An 18,404-nucleotide genomic window follows, 5' to 3' on the forward strand; every position below is an offset into this window, starting at 1 on the left:
ATGTCGATAAAAAGGATCAGTTGGAATAAGGAGAACGGTACGGACTGACCGGCAGGGTCAGGAAGCTGCCCTGCATGTCCTCCAGCGTGTAACGCAGATACATGGCGACGTTGAGTTCGCGGAAGTCGCTCGAATTGTTCAGACGCAGCGCGCCACCGACGAACAGGCGGGGCGCAAAGCGGTATTCGCCGTTGCCTTCCAGGCTGTAGCCCAGGCCGGTCTTGGTCTGCTGCGCGTACTGACGACCACTGGCGGCCTGCAGTGCGGCATCGGTGGGGAAGTAGTCAGCCCCATCCTGGCGGAAATACTGCATCCCCACCGAGCCCTTGAGCTGGAAGGTGAACTTGTCGGAACGCTTGGCCCAGGTGACCGGCACGCCCAGACCCAGGTAGGCCTGCGGACTGAAGTAACCGCCATGCCCGTAGGTATAGAAGTTCTGGTTGTTGGCGTAGCTGATGACGGTGGCCGACACGCCGGCGGTCATCTTCTCGTCCTCGGCATTGGTGAGGTACTGGTAGGCACCGCCACCCAGTTCCACCCGGGTGTTGGATTCCACGTTGCGGCCGCGCAGGCTGTGCAGCGCGCCATAGGCGTAGACCCCGGTCTGGGCATCGTCCGAACTCATCTCGGCACGACCACCGTTGGCGGTCACGCCGCCCCAGGACAGACCGGCGCGGGGATCGGTGCTGCCGGCAAACGAGGTAATGCTGTCGTTGACCGCGCGGCGCGACACGTTCACCGCGAAGCGGTTGGTGCTGCTGCCGGGGAAGGACTGCTCCACGCTCACCCCGCCAACGATGTTGGGGTACTTGAAGCCACGTGGCGTGGTGCCGAGGTCGGCCTTGACGCCATCCTCGGGACGCTCGTAGGCCACTGCCACCCCGACGCCACTGGCGCTCTGCTTGCCCAGGCCGGTGGCGCTGCTGCCGCCACCGCCAAAGCGGCTGGCCGGTTCGTCGGTGAGGGTGCCGCCATCCAGCGAGACCGGCGTGATGCGTACGGCCACGCGGTCGTTACCGACGGGCATGTTCACTTCCAGCGGGGCCTCGATGTCGTTCATGCGGCTCAGGCCCGACTCGCTGGCATTGCCGCGCACCACCACGCCTTGCGTGACATAGGCGCTGCGCGATTGCAGGATGTCGTTCAGGGCGCGCTGGGCCGGGCTCAGGTTGTCCACGGCGGCGCCATTGGCGGACGGTCCCTGCATGGCCAGCAGGGCGCGCTGGGTGGCCGTGGCCGCGCCGGGCAGTGCGGTGGTGGGGGCGTTGGCGACGTTGGTATTTCTGGCACGCACGCCCGGCTGGGCCTGGGCATATGCCCCACCCTGCACCGGCGCTGCGGCCACCGGTGCGGCCGAACTGAACACCGGGCCCAGTGCGGTGCCATAGGCCGGCGCCTGTTGGGCTTGTTGTGCTTGCAGGGCCTGCTGCGCCTGCAACTGGCGCTGCGCCATGGCCGGATTGGCCGGCATGGGCAGTGTATCGACCACGGCCGGCGCGGCCATGGCCACCGGGCGCAGCATGGTCTCGGCCGGCGGCGGAATGGCGGCCATGTCGTCGCTGCCCGGCAGGCGACGTTGGGTGCGGAAGGGATTGATGGCCGGATCGAAGCCATTGCCTTGCGCCGCCAGCGTGCGCTGGCGCGCACCGTTCTCAATCGCCACGGCCTTGCGCAGCAGTGCGGTGGCCTCGCCGGTCTTGCCCAGGGCGCGATAGATGCGTGCTGCCTCGGTCAAGGTGGTGGGGTCGCTGCTGTCGAGCTTGCCGAACTGGTCCAGCAGCTTCAGGGCATAGGCATTCTCGCGGGCCTGTACGGCGGTGTCGGCCGCCCCCAGCAAGACGTTGGCGTCACGCGGATTGCGCTGCACCAGCGGCTGGTACAGAGCCAGTGCGCGCAGGTTGTCGCCGGCCGCATTGAACATGCGGGCCAGGGCGGCGATGGCGTCGTTGTCGGTGGGGCGCTGTGCCAGTGCCGGAGCCAGGGTGTCGTAGGCGGCGGCCAGGTCGCCTCCCTGGCGCAGGCGTTCGGCCTGGCGCACGCGGTAGAGGAAACGCAGGTCGTCGTATTGCTTGCGGGTGGCGGCATTCATGCTCTGGTTCTGCAAGGCGGTGAGCATGTTGTAGACCTGCGCATCTTCGCCCGCGCGCAGCAGGATGGAGGCGTATTGCAGGCGCGTATTGACCGAGGGCGTGGCCGGTGGATTGACCAGCGGCTGCATCATCGCCATGGCGCGCGGGGCGTCGCCGGCATCGACATAGGCCGAGGCCAGGGTACCCGTGCGCTCCGGATTGCCGGCCGCCTGCGGCTGCACGCGATCCAGCAGGACCAGGGCTTCCTGGCGTTGACCGGTCTTGACCAGTTCGGTGGCATGATTGACCTGGATGGTCAGTGTCACCTGGCTGGCCAGCTCGTTCATAGCGGCGGTACGGCGCTGGTCGGGGATGCGGCGCAGCGTGTCCAGGGCGTCCTGCCACTGTTCCATTTCCACCGACAGCAAGGCGCTGGCATACAGGGCTTCGACGTTGTCGCGGTGTTCGCGGGTGAAGTCGTCGATGGTGGTGCGCGCCTGCTTGGATTGGCCGGCCTTGACGTACAGGCGGGCCAGGTCGAAGGTGGTCCAGACGTTGTCGGGGTCGTTCTTGACGGCCTCGCGCATGGCCGCCAGGGCGCCGTCGATGTCGTTGCGCTGCTCGGCCAGGGTGGCCTGCTGGCGCGCGCGCAGGGCACGCAGGCGCCCCTGGTCGCCGAATTCGTTCTGCTGCGCCGGGGTCAGCTGGTCCAGCAGGCGCAGGGCTTCATCGGCGTGGCCGGTCTGCGCCAGCACGTTGACCAGGCCACGGATGGCCGGCACCTGCTTGGGCTGCGCCGCCAGCACCTGGCGGTAATTGGCAGTGGCGGCTTCGTACTGGCCGGCACTGGCCTGGATATCGGCAATGGCCACGCGACCATCGATACTCTTGGGGTCCAGGCGCATGGCCTGGGCCAGGGCGTCCTGCGACTGCGCGGTCTGGCCGCGTGCCTGCAGGTCACGGCCACGCTGGATCAGCAGCCAGTAGCGCACGCTGTCCAGGGCTTTCTTCCAGGACGTGCCGCCCCTGGCGACCGAGCGGGCGAGCAAGGGCTCGGCCTCGGCCAGGCGGTTCTGCTGCTGGCGGATGACGCCCATGCCACCCAGGGCATCGACGTCGTCGGGATGCGAGGACAGGCGCTCCTGGAAGGCCTTCTCGGCTTCCTGCAGGTCGCCCTTTTCCAGGGCCTGCAGGCCGCGTCCGACCACGGTCGGCTGCTGGGCGCCGGCCACCTGCTGACGGCCCTTGGCCAGCAAATCGCGGATCTGCTGGTCGTCGGGATGGCTCTTGATGAATTCTTCGAACAGCGAATACTGCGCCGGCGACGGCGGCCCCAGCCAGGTCAGCGCCAGGCGCCAGCTTTCGTCGGCGTCGCCGCCGATGTCGGTCTTCTTCGACAGGCGTGCCAGCTGGCGGATGCCTTCCACGCGGCTATCTTCATGACGTGCCAGCTGCTTGGCGTAGAACAGCGCCAGGATGCTGTCGTCCGGGGTTTCGCGCAGCAGGCGTTCCATGCCCTTGCGCGCTTCGGGCCAGGCGGCATCGTTGAAGGCCAGGTTGTTGTAGTACTCCCGTCCTATCGTGCCTTGCGGCGTGAGTCCGTTGAACATCTTGCGGAAGGTGTCGGTGGCGCGATCACGTTCACCGGCGTCGACCAGGCGGCGGGCTTCGGCCAGCAGGGCCTTGTTTTCCGGCTTGGCCAGGGCGATGTCCTGCGCCAGCTGGTTGGCCTGCCAGGGTTGTGGCGACAGCGCCTGCAGGCGGTCCAGGTACTGCTTGGCCTGCTGCGGCTTGTTCTGCCTCACTCCGACCAGGCCCATGCCGTAGAGGGCATTGACCTGATTCGCATCCAGTTGCAAGACCTTCTGCCACACCTCGGCGGCACGCTGCGAGTTGTCGCGTGCCTGCCAGTACTGGCCCTGTTCGATCAGTTGAGCCGCCAGCTCCGGCTCGGCCGCATGAGCGGCCACACCCAGCAGCGCGCTCAGGACTCCGATGGCTAGCGTTGAACGGCGCGCGCGCATGACTTCTCCCAGGACAAATTAAGCGTTCCGTCATCGCGGAACTGATAGCGTTTCTCGACCCATCCCAATCCGAACAGGCCCAGCATGACGTTGTAATACAGGATTTCGGGGCGCGGGTCAGGCTGCGCCAGTCCGTTCTCCAGTTGTTGCGTGACGGCACGTTGCAGTTGCGCCGCCATGGCGGTTTCACCCTTGGCGACCAGATAGGGTAACAGCGCGGCGCTAAAGCCGAACGGTGCCTGTCCTTCGGTCGCGCCCGTGGTCACCTGGACCTTTTCGGGCGGCACGCCGGTCGCGGCCAGGCTCTGGCGCATGCCATCCAGTGCCGCCAGCAGCGGCGCGGCCGCCGGATCGCGGGGCGAGGTCATGCCGGCCCACAGATACACGCGGATGGCGTCATAGCTGCCCAGGTCGCCCTTGGCCGGATCGACCTGGAACTGCCCGGATTGCACCGTCAGCATACGGTAGGCCACCCAGTCGGCCACGTAGCCGCGAGGCGCCGAGCCCTGGATCATGCGCAGCGTATTGTCGGCCAGCTGTTGCCAGGGACCGTTGGGTCGCTCCTTTTGCAGACGGCGCAGCAGCGGCAGCGGCAGATAGCTGGGATTGAGCGTCCACAGCGCATTGCGCTGGTTGAAGCCCTGTGGCCCCGGCAGCAGCATCTTGCCCAGGCCGGGCAGGTCCACCACCAGCTTGGCTTCGATATTGTCCAGCAGGTCCAGCGCCTGCTTGCGGTATTGCGGACGTTGCCACAGGCGCGCCGCTTCCAGCAGGGTATAGACGATCCAGAGATCGGCGTCGGAGGCCGAATTGGCGTCCTGCATCTGCCATTTGCCGTCACTGCCCTGCCCCCACAGCCAGCCCGGCAGGATCTTGCCGGGGTCGTTGCCGAGCATGTTGTGCAGGGTCCAGTTCCAGACCTTGGCAAAGCGCGTGGCATCGTTGGCGATGAGCGCCAGCAGCATGTGGTACGACTGGCCTTCGGAGGTGGTGTGATTGGGCAGCAGGCTGGAGTGCAGCACCCGGCCATCGTCCTGTACATGTGCTGCAGCCCAGGATTGCCATGCGGGCCAATCCTGGGCTGTGCAGTTCTGCTGGGTCGCGGCCAGGGCCGGCAGCCACGGTGTGGCGGCCAGCCCCCCCAGCGCGCCCAGCAGGCCAACCACCCGGCGCCGGCGCGGGGAGGCGGCCCTGTTCACTACCGAATGCCCGGCCTTACGCATTGAGGCGCTTTCTCGCCTTGGCGCGCAGGGTCAGGTATGCCAGGCCACCTAGCAACAGGATGCCCAGGGCCACCATCAGGAACATGCTCACCACGTGCTGCGACAGCCACCAGCGCAGCATGCGCAGCGGCGACATGCTACCCACGAAATACTGTTGCTCGGCCAGCAGCGGTTCGATGCTCTCGCCGCGCACCGCCACCAGGCTACCCTGGACGGCGCCGGATTCGGCTTCCTTGCTGGCCAGGGCCGACATGATCTGCGACAGGCCCAGCTTGTCGCCACCGGCCAGCACCACCACGCTGCGGCTGCCGTCCAGCGGCGACTCGAAGCCGGTCAGGTAGGAGGTCGGGTCACCGCCCGAGAAGGCCATCTGCAGACGGGTGCGGCGCTGCGCCGCCTTCGGGTCCAGGCCCAGCCAGCCCCCCACGCGCAGTGCCAGGTCCGACAGGTCGAAGCGCTGCTTGTCGCCGGTCACCAGGGTGGGCAGGCGGTCGGCCCATTGCTTGAGCAGGGGCTGGTTCTGGCCCGAGGCCATCACCAGCAGATCCTTGTCGGCAAACTTGGCGATCTGCGCGGCCTGGGTCACGGCCACACCCGTGGCCGGGTAGCCGGTGGCGCTGCCGAAGCGGCCCAGCACGGTCAGGTAGGCGCCGAGGTCAGCATCGCTGGCGTTGTCCGGCAGGACCACGGCAGTCTCGGACAGATCGGCCATGCGTGTGAAGGGGAAGCCAGCATCCTTGAACACGCCCAGGTTGGGCATGGCCATGAAGTGGTCGTAACCGCGCAGGTCGATGGTGGACTCAGGATCGATGCTGCCGCGCACGTTGTCGATGATGATGTCGGCACACTCGCCCTGCTTCACGTAGTCATACATGTAGCGCAGTTGCAGGCGCGATTGCAGGGCCGCGGTATCCAGCGGCAGGCGCACGCTCATCTCGCGCTCCAGGGCATCGCTCTTGATGGCGGCCAGCAGGCCCTGGTCCAGCTTGTCGCGGGGCAGCAGCACGTCGGACTTGATCAGGCCGTCGTTGAAGCTGACGATCAGCGAGGAATTGCTCGAACGCGGCTGTGGTGTATAGCGATAGTGCAGGTCCAGCTTGGCACCGTCCTGGCGCCAGCTCGACAGCGCCGGCGGGAAGTTCAGCGGAATGGTGATGTCGCCCGGATTGTAGCCGGACACATTGAGACGCTTGGCATCGATCAGCTCAGCCAGCTTCACCGGGCGGTCGGTGGGCAACCAGTTGGGCGCATCGTAAGGCTTGCGCGGCGCCACCGGTTGCAGCTTGTCGATCACCACCGAATTGCCGGCCACCGCCTTGTTGCCCAGGGCGGCAGCAGCAGCGGCACGCTTGACCTCTTCGGCATTGCGGCCGGTCACCAGCAGCAGCTTGCCGTTGGGATCGTTGGGGTTGGTCACCATGGTCAGGGTCGGGCCCTTGGGGGCAGCGATTTCCAGTGCGCCGATCTGGCTGGCGCCTTCGCTGCTGACCAGCACCACGCCATTGCCCTTGGCCGGCAAGGCGTTGATCTGCGCCGGGAAGCGCGAACCACGATAGCTGGCCAGCGCACCGAACCAGGACGACAGCGTGCCGGCGGCTTCCAGGGTGCCATTGTCAGGCGCGGCGGCGAACACGAAGGGCAGGTTCAGCATGCGCATGTCGCGGCGGTCGAAGAACGGCAGCGGCATCATTGACAGGTCGTCCTTCATCGGCAGCGGCGTGGTCTGCAGGGCCAGTACCGACTCGTTGCTCACGCGCGCCCACAGGCTGGAATGCAGCGGGTTTTCGCACCCCATGGTGTAGTGACCGATGAACTGCAGGCTCAGGCGATTGAATTCGGTGATCAGCTTGGTCGGGATCTCGACCTTGCTGGTCTGCAGGGTACCGGCATTTTCCTTGGGCAGCGGGATGCTGCCGGCCACCACGTCGTTGACCATCACGTTGATCTGCGACAGATCCGGCAGCAGCGCCGGCGAATAGGTGTATTGCAGGGTCACGTTGGCGCCGGTCACCACCTGGTTGGCCGGGACGTCGAAACCGACGCTGTCGGTGGCATCGACGCCGTGCAGCGTGATCGGATAGCCACGGCCCAGTTGCGTGAGGCTGAAGTTGTAGGGATCACCGGCCATCGGCGAGGTGGCCGCACCAGTAGCACCACCGGCAGCAGAGGGAGCTGCAGGGGCCGCCGCGGCAGCCGCGAGGGCCTGGATCGGCAGGCTGCCCGAGGCCACTACGCCGGCCATGATCAGACAGATGGAGCGCCGACGGAAAGTCGGGTTCTTTCCTGGAGACTGCTTGTTTTTCATTGTTTTTCCATTGATTTGTCGAATGCCTGAACCACTACATCGGCCGGGACCGCGCCTGCCGCTGCTGCTACCGGAGCGCCTGCGGCCGTAGCAGCAGCTAGCGGTGCTGCCGGTGCCGCTTCCACCACCGGATCCTGCTTGACGCCAGCCGCCGCCGGCGGGCGCCGGGTATCACGCCACAGGCGCAGCTGGATCAGGGTGGCGCGGATGAGTTCCTTGATACCGTTCACACCGATCAGCGAGACTTCACGCAAGGCCTTCAACGGCGTATCGCGGCGGCTCTTGCCCCAGTTGTTGGCCCAGATATCGGCGCGCGAGAAGGTCAGGCGGACCAGTTCACTGTTCTGGCGCAGGGTCAGCTCATGGAACTGGGCGCCGACCATTTCGCCACGGCTGAACACCACCACGGCCGGGAATTCCTTCTCCTGCTGGTTGCGGAACAGCGTCACATTGATGTGCTGGCCACGGGCGATCGTCACGCCCTTGGGCAGGCGCAGGCCAATGCCCTTCTGCGAAAAGTCCAGCGTGGTACCGCTGACCTCATTGCCATCGGCCAGCTTGATGCGTACCGGCAGCTCGGCGGCCACGCGCGGCTCGCTGCGCACCTGGCGGGTTTCGGAAGCGACCGCCATGGCGGCGCTGCTGATGATGACGTTGTACAGCGTCCAGGCCATGTTGATGAGGATGGTGGTCATCGCATTGGGGTCGCCCATCACCAGCTGCCAGACGCCGAAGACCATGCCCAGCAGGTTCAGCAGCAACAGCACGATGTAGGGGCGCGCCAGCTTCCAGTCGAAGTGCTTGTCGAGGATGATGCCGCCCTTGTCGGTGACGTTGAAGCCACCCAGCTTGGGGTTCACCAGCGCCAGCAGCACCGGGCCGAGGATGTACCAGGCCAGCACGGTCTCGTAGACCTCGTTCCAGAACGAATGGCGGAAACGCCCCTGGATGCGCGAGTTGGTCAGGCTGGCGTGCAGCACGTGCGGCAGCACATAGGCCGTGATCATCAGCGCCGAGGCGTGGAAGATGTGGGCGCCGAAGAACAGATAGGTCAGCGGCGCGGTCAGGAAGATCAGGCGCGGCAGGCCATAGAAGAAGTGCAGCATGGCATTGAGGTAGCAGAACCGCTGCCCCAGCTTCAGGCCCTTGCCGCGCAAGGGGTTGTCGACCCGGAAGATCTGCGCCATGCCACGCGCCCAGCGCACCCGCTGGCGGATGTGACGCGCCAGGTTCTCGGTAGCCAGACCGGCCGCCTGGGGGATGGCCAGATAGGCGGTGTTGTAGCCGGCACGGTTCATCTTCAGCGCCGTGTGGGCATCCTCGGTCAGGGTCTCGACGGCGATGCCGCCGATCTCCATCAATGCGGTACGGCGCATGACGGCGCAGGAGCCGCAGAAGAAGGCGGCGTTCCAGAGGTCGTTGCCATCCTGTACCAGCCCGTAGAACAGTTCACCTTCATTGGGTACGGAACGGAAGGTATTGAGGTTCTTCTCGAAGGGATCGGGCGAGAAGAAGAAGTGCGGCGTCTGCAGCATTGCCAGCTTGGGGTCCTTGTAGAACCAGCCCATGCAGATCTGCAGGAAGGAGCGGGTCGGCACGTGGTCGGCATCGAAGATGGCCACGAATTCGCCATCGGTGACCTTGAGCGCTTCGTTGAGGTTGCCGGCCTTGGCGTGCTTGTTGTCCGAGCGCACCAGATAGTTCACGCCGATGTTGTTGCAGAACTCGCGGAAGTCTTCGCGACGGCCGTCGTCCAGCACGTGCACGCGCAGCTTTTCCTGCGGCCAGTCGATGGCCTGGGCGGCGAAGATGGTCAGCGAAACGATGTCCAGCGACTCGTTGTAGGACGGGATGAAGACGTCCACCGTCGGCCATTCCGAAGGCGGCATGGTCAGCATCTGCGGCTTGCGACGCAAGGGCCAGGCGGTCTGCAGGTAACCCAGCGTGAGCACGATGAGCGAATAGATTTCGGCGGCCAGCAGGCCATAGCCGAAGATGATGTCGAGCCAGTCTTCGAAGGCCAGGGTGGAGGTGATGCGCCAGTACATATAGCGCATCGAGACGATCAGCGACAGCGTGATCAGCACCAGCACCGGGAAGCGGCCGGACTGCTTGCGCAGTATCAGCGCCGCCACGAAGCAGCCGATCGCGAAGATGCACTGGGTATAGAACTCCAGCGGCACCGACACCAGCAGCAGCGCCAGCAGCACCGCCACCAGCAGCAGGCCCAGCTGCAGCCAGCGACGCGGCCGCCGGGGCAGCGCTTCGAGGCGCTCGCCCCAGGTCTGGATCCAGGTCTGCAGGCGGTTGGAGGTGGGTGCGGCCGGGTCGGCGGCAGTGGCCGCCTGGCTGGCCTTGGAGGAACGGGATTGCGACTGCGCTTGCGGTTGACTCATGATGCGCGTCCACCTGCGAGGGCGGATTTGACGACCTCGGCGTGCAATTGCTCGCTGATGGTCCGGAGCTGGTCATAAGCCGGCGAATGCCCGGCCTTGATCAGCGGATTGAAGCCGTAGGCCAGGCCTTCGCTGATGGCGTGGTCCAGTGCGATCACGCCGGCCAGGCGCGACCCCATCCAGCGCTTGAGGACTTCCAGCATGTCCTGGCTGAAGGTACGGGCGGCGTTGTACTTGTTGACGATGTAGCGGCAGTTGTTGCGGCCATGCAGGGCCTGGCGCATATGTTCCAGCGCCAGGAAGGAACCGGCATCGGGGGTCACCACCGCCACTACCTGGTCGGCCGCTTGCAGGGCCTGGTCGAAGTAGGCGCTCTGCCCGGCCGGCAGGTCCAGCATGACCACGTCGCCCGGCTGCAGGTCCATGGCCTGCAGCTGACGCGTCAGCCATTGCGGATCGAGTGCCATCTGCCGGGCAATCCCGGCCTCGCCCTGGTGCGCCACCACGTCATGGGTGACCACCTTGGTGCCGGCGCTGCCGTCGCGCCAGGCGGCGCGCCAGTCGGGCGCCTCGGCGTGGATCGCAGCGGGCGCCGGACCGGCGCTGCCGGGTTCGGGCAATACACTCACGCCCAGGTGGTACTGCAGGGCATTCTGCGGATCGAGATCGATGGCGATCACCCGGCCGTGCCGCGCCAGCGCGCAGGCCAAGGCCGAGCACAGGGTGGTCTTGCCCACCCCGCCCTTGGGCGAGACGATGGCAATGACCTGGGCCGGCGTGGAGGGTGTCAGGCTGGCCAGCACCTTGTTGGCGCCGGCTGTCTGTTTGGACTGACGCTGCTGGGCGACTTCACCCAGCAGCGAACGCAGCATGGAAGGCACGGCGGCATCCGCCACCACCGTGGGCATCACGGCCGGAGCGGTCGCTGTCACCAGCGCAGCCGCCAGGGGTGCCGGCGCGGGCGCGATGGCCTCACGCGTGACCAGGGCGGCGTCGGCCGGCTGGGGCTCGGGCGAATCCGATCGGGCTTGAACTTGAACTTCAGCTTCAGCTTCAGCTTGAACTTGTGGCTGCGCCGGGATTTCCGCAGGCAAGGGGCTGGACGCTGGCACCAGGGTCGACGAGACCAGGGCCGCCATGGGGGCCGGATGCGGTGCCGAAACAGGGGCCTCGACCTTGGCCGCCGCCACATCCACATCCACCACCGGTTCCATCACGGGTTCGATACGCTGCTGGGGCGCCACCGACTTGGCCACCACGATGGGCGGCACGCTCTTGACCACGGCCGGGGCAGCCTGTGCCACCTGCTCGGCCACCCGTTCAGCCTGCTGCTGGACTGCGGGCGCAGCCTCGACCACCACCTTGGGCGCAGCGGGCTTGCGCACCGGCTCCTTGTAGTCGATCGCGGCCTCGATTTCGAGATAGCCATCCACCGTTGCCCCGAACTTGCTCAGCAAGTTGGAGATATCGTTTCCCATTTCTTTACTCCCTGCTCAGGATCACGGGTGCCGGCTTTTGACCAGAGGCATCGGACCTGCCCTAAACCTTGTTAAAAATCGCCAAAACTTCTCAATTTTCGCCATTGGTTGGCTATATGCATCGTTCCGCTCTGTCGGCGGTCACTTTCCTTCGCGTGCTGCGAAGAAGTCCCCATGGGCCAGGATGAAGAAATGTTATAAAAACGACCACATTTCAGAGTTGTCATTAAAACAAACAAATCCTGATATCGCAACCTTCAATTGACCAAAAGTTGAAAAATTTCGTTAAAAAGCTGTTCAGTTCCCGGTAGGAAATGCTGAAGGACGAGGTCAGCATCTTATCTTTCTCGCAATGCTCTTGTCGCCTATTAGTGACGCTTTGCAATTAAATCCGTCGCAGATTTGGCACATCTACCTGCACACCGCTCACAAATTTCCGACTGCAGATGAACAACATTTCATTGAGCGCCTGCTCTGGCGCCGGGCGACCGATGTGCTGGCGGCTCTTCGTCACGGGCAGCGGAAAACGCAACCCTATCGTATGCGATCCCAAAAACTTGTCACTCGGGAAAACCCTGATAGAGGCTGATCAAGCACAACCCGAATTGTCGGGGCGACATGCTGCGCTGTCGTGACTTAATCCAATTGCGTGACAATCAAGCAACATCACGTCCATCAAGCAACAAGTGGACCATGGAGGAGACGGGAGGTGGAGCGGAAGAGGAAGCAGAACAGAAAGTGGACAGGGAAGCAGTTGCGCTACCCCTGCCCCACCTGCCACCAGCCTGGCAACAGGGCCCGGACTTCCGGGCGGGCGAAGCGCTGGTCGATCAGCCAGACCGTGCCCTGATCGGTTTCGGTGCGGATGACGCGCCCTGCCGCCTGCACCACTTTCTGCAGTCCGGGATAGAGATAGGTGTAGTCATAGCCAGCGCCGAACAGGGCCTGCATGCGTTCGCGCAGTTGTTCATTGACCGGATTGAACTGCGGCAGGCCGAGCGTGGCGACGAAGGCGCCGATGAGACGCTCGCCCGGCAGGTCCACGCCCTCGCCGAAGGAACCACCCAGCACGGCAAAGCCGATGCCCCGCCCGCCGCAGGCAAAACGCGCCAGGAAGGCATCACGCTCGGCTTCGGCCATGCGCGGAGACTGTTGCCAGGTGGGAATGTCGGGATGCAGGCGGTTCAGCGCATCGCGGGCCTGCTGCAGATAGTCGAAGCTGGAAAAGAAGGCCAGGTAGTTGCCCGGCTGCTGCCGGTACTGGTGCGCCATCAGGGCGCAGATGGGATCGATGGACGCGGCGCGACGCTGCCAGGTGGTCGAGATCTCGCGCGCCACCCGTACCTGCAACTGGCTGGCGTGGAATGGCGAATCGACATCGATCCAGGCGGTCGACGGCGGCATGCCCAGCAGGTCGGCGAAATAATGCCAGGGTGCCAGCGTGGCCGAAAACAGCGTGGTCGACTGCGCAAAGGCAAAGCGCGGCCCCAGGAAAGGCGCCGGCACCACATTGCGGATGCACAGCAGGTTGTCACGCTGGTCGTGGCGCGTCAGGTCGAACAGCGAATGCGGGCCGAAGGACTCGGCCAGCCGGACGAAGGCCATGGCATCGAAATGAAAATCGCGCAGGGCCGGCTCCAGCGGCACCGCCACCTGGGCCAGGTAGTCGTTGAGGGTGGCGATGCAATTGCTCAGGGCATCGACCAGGCGCGCCGGCGGCGCCTCCAGCACCTGATACGGCAGATCCGCGCCCTTGGTCGCCGTGGTCCAGGCACGCGCCAGCTGCTGCAGCGGCCGTGCCACGGCGGGGGGTGCCACCGCCCGTGCCGCGCGCAGGCCGGCGCGGCTCAACTGGGCGCTGTACATGCTGCGGGCGCGGGCCACCAGGTTATGCGCCTCATCGGCCAGCACGCTGACGCGCCATTCATGGGCCTGTGCCATCGCGTGCAGCATGGCACCGCCGTCGAACCAGTAGTTATAGTCGCCGACGATCAGATCGCTCCAGCACGTCATCTCGCTGCCCAGGTAGTAGGGGCAGACCTGGTGCGCCAGGGCGATCTCCTGCAGCCGCTGGCGGTCCAGCAGCGCAGCCTCCAGGCAGGCCGAGCGCGCTGCCGGCAGGCGGTCGTAGAAGCCCTGCGCCAGCGGGCAGGAGTCGCCCCGGCACAGGCGGTCCGGATACTGGCAGGCCTTGTCACGGGCGCACAGCTCCAGCACCCGCAGCGGCAGGCCTTGGCCATCCCTGCCCGTGAGGGTGGCGGCGGCGTCCAGCGCCAGTTGCCGGCCGGGTGTCTTGGCGGCGAGGAAGAGGATCTTGTCCAGTCGCTGCTCCGGTGCCGCCTTGAGCGCCGGGAACAGGGTGCCCAGGGTCTTGCCGATACCGGTCGGCGCTTGCGCCAGCAGGCAGCGGCGGCTGCGATGGGCGCGAAACACGGCCTCCGCCAGTTGCCGTTGACCGGGCCGGAAATCTCCATGCGGAAACGCCAGGGTCTGCAGGGCAGTATCGCGGGCGGCGCGATGCGCCAGTTCCTGCGCGGCCCAGCGTGCAAAGCGCTCGCACTGGCTGGCGAAGAGGCTGGCCAGTTCTTCGCGGGGCCGGGTCTCCTCGAAGCGGGTTTCCTGCTGGCTGCCGATCTCGAAATACACCAGCGCCAGCCTGATCTGCGGCAGGTCCAGCTTCTCGCACATGAGGTGACCATAGACGCGCAACTGCGCCCAGTGCAACTGTCGATGGTTCTCGGGCTGGCTGGAGATCTGGCCGCGATAGGTCTTGACCTCTTCCAGCAGTTGCTGTTGCGGGTCGTATCCGTCGGCGCGACCGCGCACGTGCAAGGAGCCATGCTCGGCCGCCAGCACCACCTCGCTCTGGTAGTGCTCACCGCGCCGGGCGGCGACGATGGCGTGGCCGGCGATGCCCTCCTGCGCGGTGGGGGTGGGCGTGAAGCGCAGGTCCAGATCGCCGACCTTGGCGGTGAATTCGGACAGGGCCCGCACGGAGACGCGGTAGCGCGGCGCCTCGTCCGTGGCAGGCGCCACCGTGGATGCGTTGGTGGATGCGGCGGATGCGGGAGGCATGGAGAGTGCGGCAACAAAGCTCATGCAGCCAGTGCCTCCCACTGCAGGTAGCACACCGAGACCGGCATGCCGTGGCGGGCGCAATAGTCCAGCCAGCGCAACTGGTTGTCCTGCAGCTTGTCGCCGGGGCCTTTGACTTCGATCATGCGGTAGCTGCGCTGCTGCGGCCAGAACTGGATCAGATCGGGGAAGCCGCTGCGGTTCTCGCGCACGTCCTCCAGGATGCGCAGGCACCACAAGCGCAGGTGCGAGGGCGGGATGCAGTCCAGCGCCAGTTCCAGCAGCTCACGGGTGAGCCCACCCCAGGCCACGAAGGGCGATTGCACGCCGGCCTTGGCATCATGGGTGGCCAGGATGGCGGCGCGATGGCTGCCATCCTCCAGCCGTGCCAGGCAACGCTCGAACTGCGCACGCCGGCGCCCATGGAAGTCGGCGCTGAAGAGGTCAGCCGGCTCGCGCTGGAAGGGGTGAAAGAAGGCGCCAGGAATGGCAGCGAAGATGGCCTCCCAGCACAGCAGGCCGAACAGGGCATTGGCCAGCACATTCTCGACGTAGAACACCGCTGCCTCTGGCTGCTGCCGTTGCAGGTAATCGCCCACCGCCAGTTCGACCCGTGCAGCGCCCTGGCGGGGCAGGTTCAGGTCCAGGCGATCGACAATAGCGGCGCGGCGCCGCCCCGGTGCCGGCTGCCCCAGCTGACGCGCCAGTCGCGGTGCGATGCGTGCCAGATGCTGGCGCTCCGCTTCGCTTTCCGGCGACTGTTGCGCAGTGCGCAGCAAGCTGTGCGCGGCGCCGAAGCGGCCCAGTTTTTCCAGCACGCGGATGGCACGCGCGCGGGCCCCCGGATAGGCGCAGCCTGCATAGACGGCGTGCGCCTGGGACAGGTCCTGCTGCTTCTCGAATAACTGGCCGATGCGGAACATCAATCGCTGGCGCCGACTGTCCAGCCAGGGATTGTCGAACGCGCCGTGGGGCAGCATGGGCAACAGGCTGCCCGCGGCGGTGCCGGCCTCGTAGGCCTGGCGACAGGCGTGCAGCTGCAGATAGAGATCGATGTCGGCACGGCTGCGAAAACCCCTGGCCTCCGGCCCCAGCGTGACCCGCTCATAACGCAGGGTGCCGATATCGGCCAGCACGAATTCGCTCCAGTCCTGGCGCAGGTTACCGAAGAACATCAGCCGCAGGCGTTCGCACAGCGGCCGGTTCAGCAAGCGCACGGCCTGGTCGCTGCCCTTGTGCTGCCATTGCGAAAAAGGCCGCGGATGACCGTGGGCGGCATCCTCGGCCAGCAGCGACAACAAGGCGTCCTTGCGCAGGGCCTTGCACGCAGGCGAGCGCAAGGCCGGCGAATCGAACTGCACCAGCAGCTCGGCCCGGGTCGATAGCTGGGCGAACTGCTGCAGGCTCAGCACAGGGTCATGTTCGACCCAGGCCCCTGGCAGGCCACGTAAAGCCTGCAATGAACAATCGATCTCCGGATAGGCCAGTTTACTGACGCGAAAGAGTTCACCTTTACGCATCATCATGCGCACGAACAGTGCGCGCGAAGCCAGCGGCAAGCGGGGGAAGGCCGTGATGAAGTCGCGTTCTTCCGCGTTCAGCAGATCGCCATAGCGCTGCGCCAGCCAGTCCAGAACCTGCTGGAAGTTGCCGAGGTAGTAAAAACGGTGGGTGGGGTCCAAAACGGCGGCCATGGGATGCATCTGGGGCGTTTAACTGTATATAAGCACAGTATAACGCGTCTCCCCTTCCGACTGCCCGCAAGGACCATCGGAAGAACCATTGCAAGGGCGATTACAGGCGCGGAGCCAGCGCCTCGGCGAAGAACTCCGTCACCGCCCGCACCCGGGCCGGGATGAAGCGGCGGCGCGGCCAGACCAGGCAGATGTCGCGGGTGTCGTCGATGAAGTCATCGAGGACGGTGATGATCTGCGAGTCCTGCTGCGTTCCCCTGCCCCGCCCTTGCTCCGGCTCCACCAGCGAGGCGCGATTGAACATGCCGATGCCCAGGCCCGCCTGCACCGCGCTGAGGATGGTCTCCACGGTATTGGACGAGAGGTTGCCGCTGACCGGCACGCTGAACCGCCCCTGGGGACCGGTGAAGTGCCATTCACGCATGTCCTTGTAGATGAGGCAGTTGTGATGCGCCAGCGCCTGCGGCGTGGCCGGCACCCCGTGCTGCGCGAAATAGTGGCGCGAACCGGCGCACACCAGCGGGCTGCTGGTGATGCGCTTGACCACCGCATCCGGATGGCGCTCCGGACTGACCCGGATGGCCAGGTCGATGCCCTCGGCCAGCAGGTCGTTGACGCCATCGGCCAGTTGCAGGTCCAGCCGCACCCCGGGGTAGCGCGCCAGCAGCGCCGGCAGCAGCGGCAGGACGTGCAGCCGGCCGAAGGTCGCCGCCGCGACCCGCACCGGGCCGGAGATCTCCAGCGTAGTGCGCATGATCTCGCCATCGGCCTGGGCCATCTCTTCCAGCAGCGGCTGGGTGCGCTCGTAGTATTGGCGCCCGTGCTCGGTCAGCCGCACGCTGCGCGTGCTCCGCTGCAATAACTGCACGCCCAGACGCTTTTCCAGCGCGTTGACCGACTTGCTGATGGCCGACTGCGAATCGCCCAGCCGCCGCGCCGCCGCCGAGAAGCCACCGGCCTCGACCACGGCGACAAAGGCGTTCAGTTCATGAAATCTGTCCATCTTCCGTCTTCCTCGGTGTTGCCCTGCCTTGCCTTCGTCCTGTCATCAGGATGGCGAACAGGGATTTATTCCATATTGGAATAAGAGTAATCGAATCCCACCTGATTATCATCAACATCGACAGGAATTACGATTTCCTCACGTTGACCGGGCAGCCTTTGGCTTCCCGACCGGCACCGGCGCTATAGCGGCGCCTCCTGAACATTCCTTTGAGGAGAATTGAACATGAGCACATCTACACATCAGCCCCTCGCTGCAGCCCCCTCCCTGAACCTCGCCGGCAAGAAGGTGGTGGTGGTCGGCGGCAAGAGCGGCATCGGCCTGGGCATTGCGCAGGCAGCGCAGGCGGCGGGGGCCCAGGTCGTAGTTGCCAGCCGGAGGGTGGCGACCATTCAGGAACGCGCAGACCTGGGCAACTTCGAACAGGTCAGCCTGGACATGCGCGACGAAGCCTCGGTACGCCAGGCCTTCGCGGGCATCGGTGCCTTCGATCACCTGGTCGTGACCGCCGCACCCGACATCGGCAGCTGGGGCGGTTTCATGGACGCCGACATGCAAGGCGCGCGCAGCTACATGGAAGGCAAGTACCTCGGCAGCTGGGCCTGTGCCCGCCATGCCGCGCCGCTGCTGCGTGCCGGGGGCTCGATCACCTTCCTCAGCGGTGGCCTGGCGGTACGTCCCAAGCCCGGCTTCGCGGCCGTCACGCCGGCCTTTGCGGCCGTGGAAGCCTTGTCGGCCGCGCTGGCCATCGAACTGGCCCCGACCCGCGTGAACACCCTGCGCCCCGGCTTCACCGATACCGACATGTGGGGCTTCCTGCCGGCCGAGGTGCGCGCCGGCCTGAAGGAGAAAGTGGCCGCAGCATTCCCGGCCCGCCGCGTCGGCCGCGCCGAGGACATCGGCCATGCCGCCCTGTTCCTGATGACCAATCCCTACGTCACCGGCACCGTGGTGGAAGTCTCCGGCGGCGAAACCCTGGTCGATAGCGTGTCCTGAGGCGGCTTGCCCGGCGGGCGCAGGGGACGGCCATCCCGGCAGCACCTTGCGCCTGGGTGGTCAGCCGAGGCGGGACAAAACAAAATCGCCATTGCCGGATAAGATTGGCACCCGGCAAACCCGGTTTGCCCTCTCAACAAC

General features: G+C 65.9%; 9 protein-coding genes. 1 reads left to right on the top strand and 8 read right to left on the bottom strand.

The window, feature by feature from the left end; all coding sequences use genetic code 11:
* Window positions 1-16: 16 nt before the first annotated feature.
* The 8 genes from HWE04_RS07895 to HWE04_RS07930 all read right to left on the bottom strand — a co-directional run bounded on the left by HWE04_RS07895 (window position 17) and on the right by HWE04_RS07930 (window position 17,267).
* The gene (locus tag HWE04_RS07895; RefSeq protein ID WP_241812042.1) at window positions 17-4,093 is read right to left on the bottom strand and encodes a cellulose biosynthesis protein BcsC; all 4,077 of its coding nucleotides are present in this window, start codon (window positions 4,091-4,093) and stop codon (window positions 17-19) included.
* Complete coding sequence (gene bcsZ, locus HWE04_RS07900; protein WP_241812043.1) at window positions 4,069-5,316, bottom strand: cellulose synthase complex periplasmic endoglucanase BcsZ; 1,248 nt, start codon at window positions 5,314-5,316, stop codon at window positions 4,069-4,071. The genes HWE04_RS07895 and bcsZ overlap by 25 nt, the downstream gene beginning before the upstream one ends.
* Window positions 5,309-7,621, bottom strand: a complete 2,313-nt coding sequence (gene bcsB, locus HWE04_RS07905; protein WP_241812044.1) for a cellulose biosynthesis cyclic di-GMP-binding regulatory protein BcsB — start codon at window positions 7,619-7,621, stop codon at window positions 5,309-5,311. Before bcsB ends, bcsZ begins: the two co-directional genes overlap by 8 nt.
* Window positions 7,618-10,017 (bottom strand): UDP-forming cellulose synthase catalytic subunit, encoded by a 2,400-nt coding sequence (bcsA, locus tag HWE04_RS07910; protein ID WP_241812045.1) that lies wholly within the window; start codon window positions 10,015-10,017, stop codon window positions 7,618-7,620. Before bcsA ends, bcsB begins: the two co-directional genes overlap by 4 nt.
* Complete coding sequence (gene bcsQ, locus HWE04_RS07915) at window positions 10,014-11,495, bottom strand: cellulose biosynthesis protein BcsQ (protein ID WP_241812046.1); 1,482 nt, start codon at window positions 11,493-11,495, stop codon at window positions 10,014-10,016. Before bcsQ ends, bcsA begins: the two co-directional genes overlap by 4 nt.
* 759 nt (window positions 11,496-12,254) lie before the next feature.
* Window positions 12,255-14,570 carry an ATP-dependent DNA helicase gene (locus tag HWE04_RS07920; RefSeq protein WP_241812047.1) on the bottom strand — a complete coding sequence of 772 codons (2,316 nt, stop codon included), beginning with the start codon at window positions 14,568-14,570 and terminating at the stop codon, window positions 12,255-12,257.
* Between the two features lie 20 nt (window positions 14,571-14,590).
* Window positions 14,591-16,273 carry a VRR-NUC domain-containing protein gene (locus HWE04_RS07925; protein WP_446719214.1) on the bottom strand — a complete coding sequence of 561 codons (1,683 nt, stop codon included), beginning with the start codon at window positions 16,271-16,273 and terminating at the stop codon, window positions 14,591-14,593.
* Between the two features lie 91 nt (window positions 16,274-16,364).
* Window positions 16,365-17,267 (bottom strand): LysR family transcriptional regulator, encoded by a 903-nt coding sequence (locus HWE04_RS07930; RefSeq protein ID WP_241812049.1) that lies wholly within the window; start codon window positions 17,265-17,267, stop codon window positions 16,365-16,367.
* A gap of 225 nt (window positions 17,268-17,492) precedes the next feature.
* Between HWE04_RS07930 and HWE04_RS07935 the strand changes: the two genes are divergently transcribed.
* On the top strand, window positions 17,493-18,263 hold the full coding sequence (locus HWE04_RS07935; protein ID WP_102661171.1) for an SDR family oxidoreductase: 771 nt from the start codon (window positions 17,493-17,495) through the stop codon (window positions 18,261-18,263).
* Window positions 18,264-18,404 lie beyond the last annotated feature (141 nt).

The organism is Herbaspirillum sp. C7C2, from assembly GCF_022627865.1.
Lineage (GTDB): Bacteria > Pseudomonadota > Gammaproteobacteria > Burkholderiales > Burkholderiaceae_D > Herbaspirillum > Herbaspirillum frisingense.

Coding starts and splice junctions, on each gene's coding strand:
- HWE04_RS07925 (WP_446719214.1), bottom strand. CDS start 16,273: ATGCATCCCATGGCCGCCGTTTTGGACCCCACCCACCGTTTTTACTAC.
- HWE04_RS07930 (WP_241812049.1), bottom strand. CDS start 17,267: ATGGACAGATTTCATGAACTGAACGCCTTTGTCGCCGTGGTCGAGGCC.
- HWE04_RS07895 (WP_241812042.1), bottom strand. CDS start 4,093: ATGCGCGCGCGCCGTTCAACGCTAGCCATCGGAGTCCTGAGCGCGCTG.
- bcsZ (WP_241812043.1), bottom strand. CDS start 5,316: ATGCGTAAGGCCGGGCATTCGGTAGTGAACAGGGCCGCCTCCCCGCGC.
- HWE04_RS07935 (WP_102661171.1), top strand. CDS start 17,493: ATGAGCACATCTACACATCAGCCCCTCGCTGCAGCCCCCTCCCTGAAC.
- bcsB (WP_241812044.1), bottom strand. CDS start 7,621: ATGAAAAACAAGCAGTCTCCAGGAAAGAACCCGACTTTCCGTCGGCGC.
- HWE04_RS07920 (WP_241812047.1), bottom strand. CDS start 14,570: ATGCCTCCCGCATCCGCCGCATCCACCAACGCATCCACGGTGGCGCCT.
- bcsA (WP_241812045.1), bottom strand. CDS start 10,017: ATGAGTCAACCGCAAGCGCAGTCGCAATCCCGTTCCTCCAAGGCCAGC.
- bcsQ (WP_241812046.1), bottom strand. CDS start 11,495: ATGGGAAACGATATCTCCAACTTGCTGAGCAAGTTCGGGGCAACGGTG.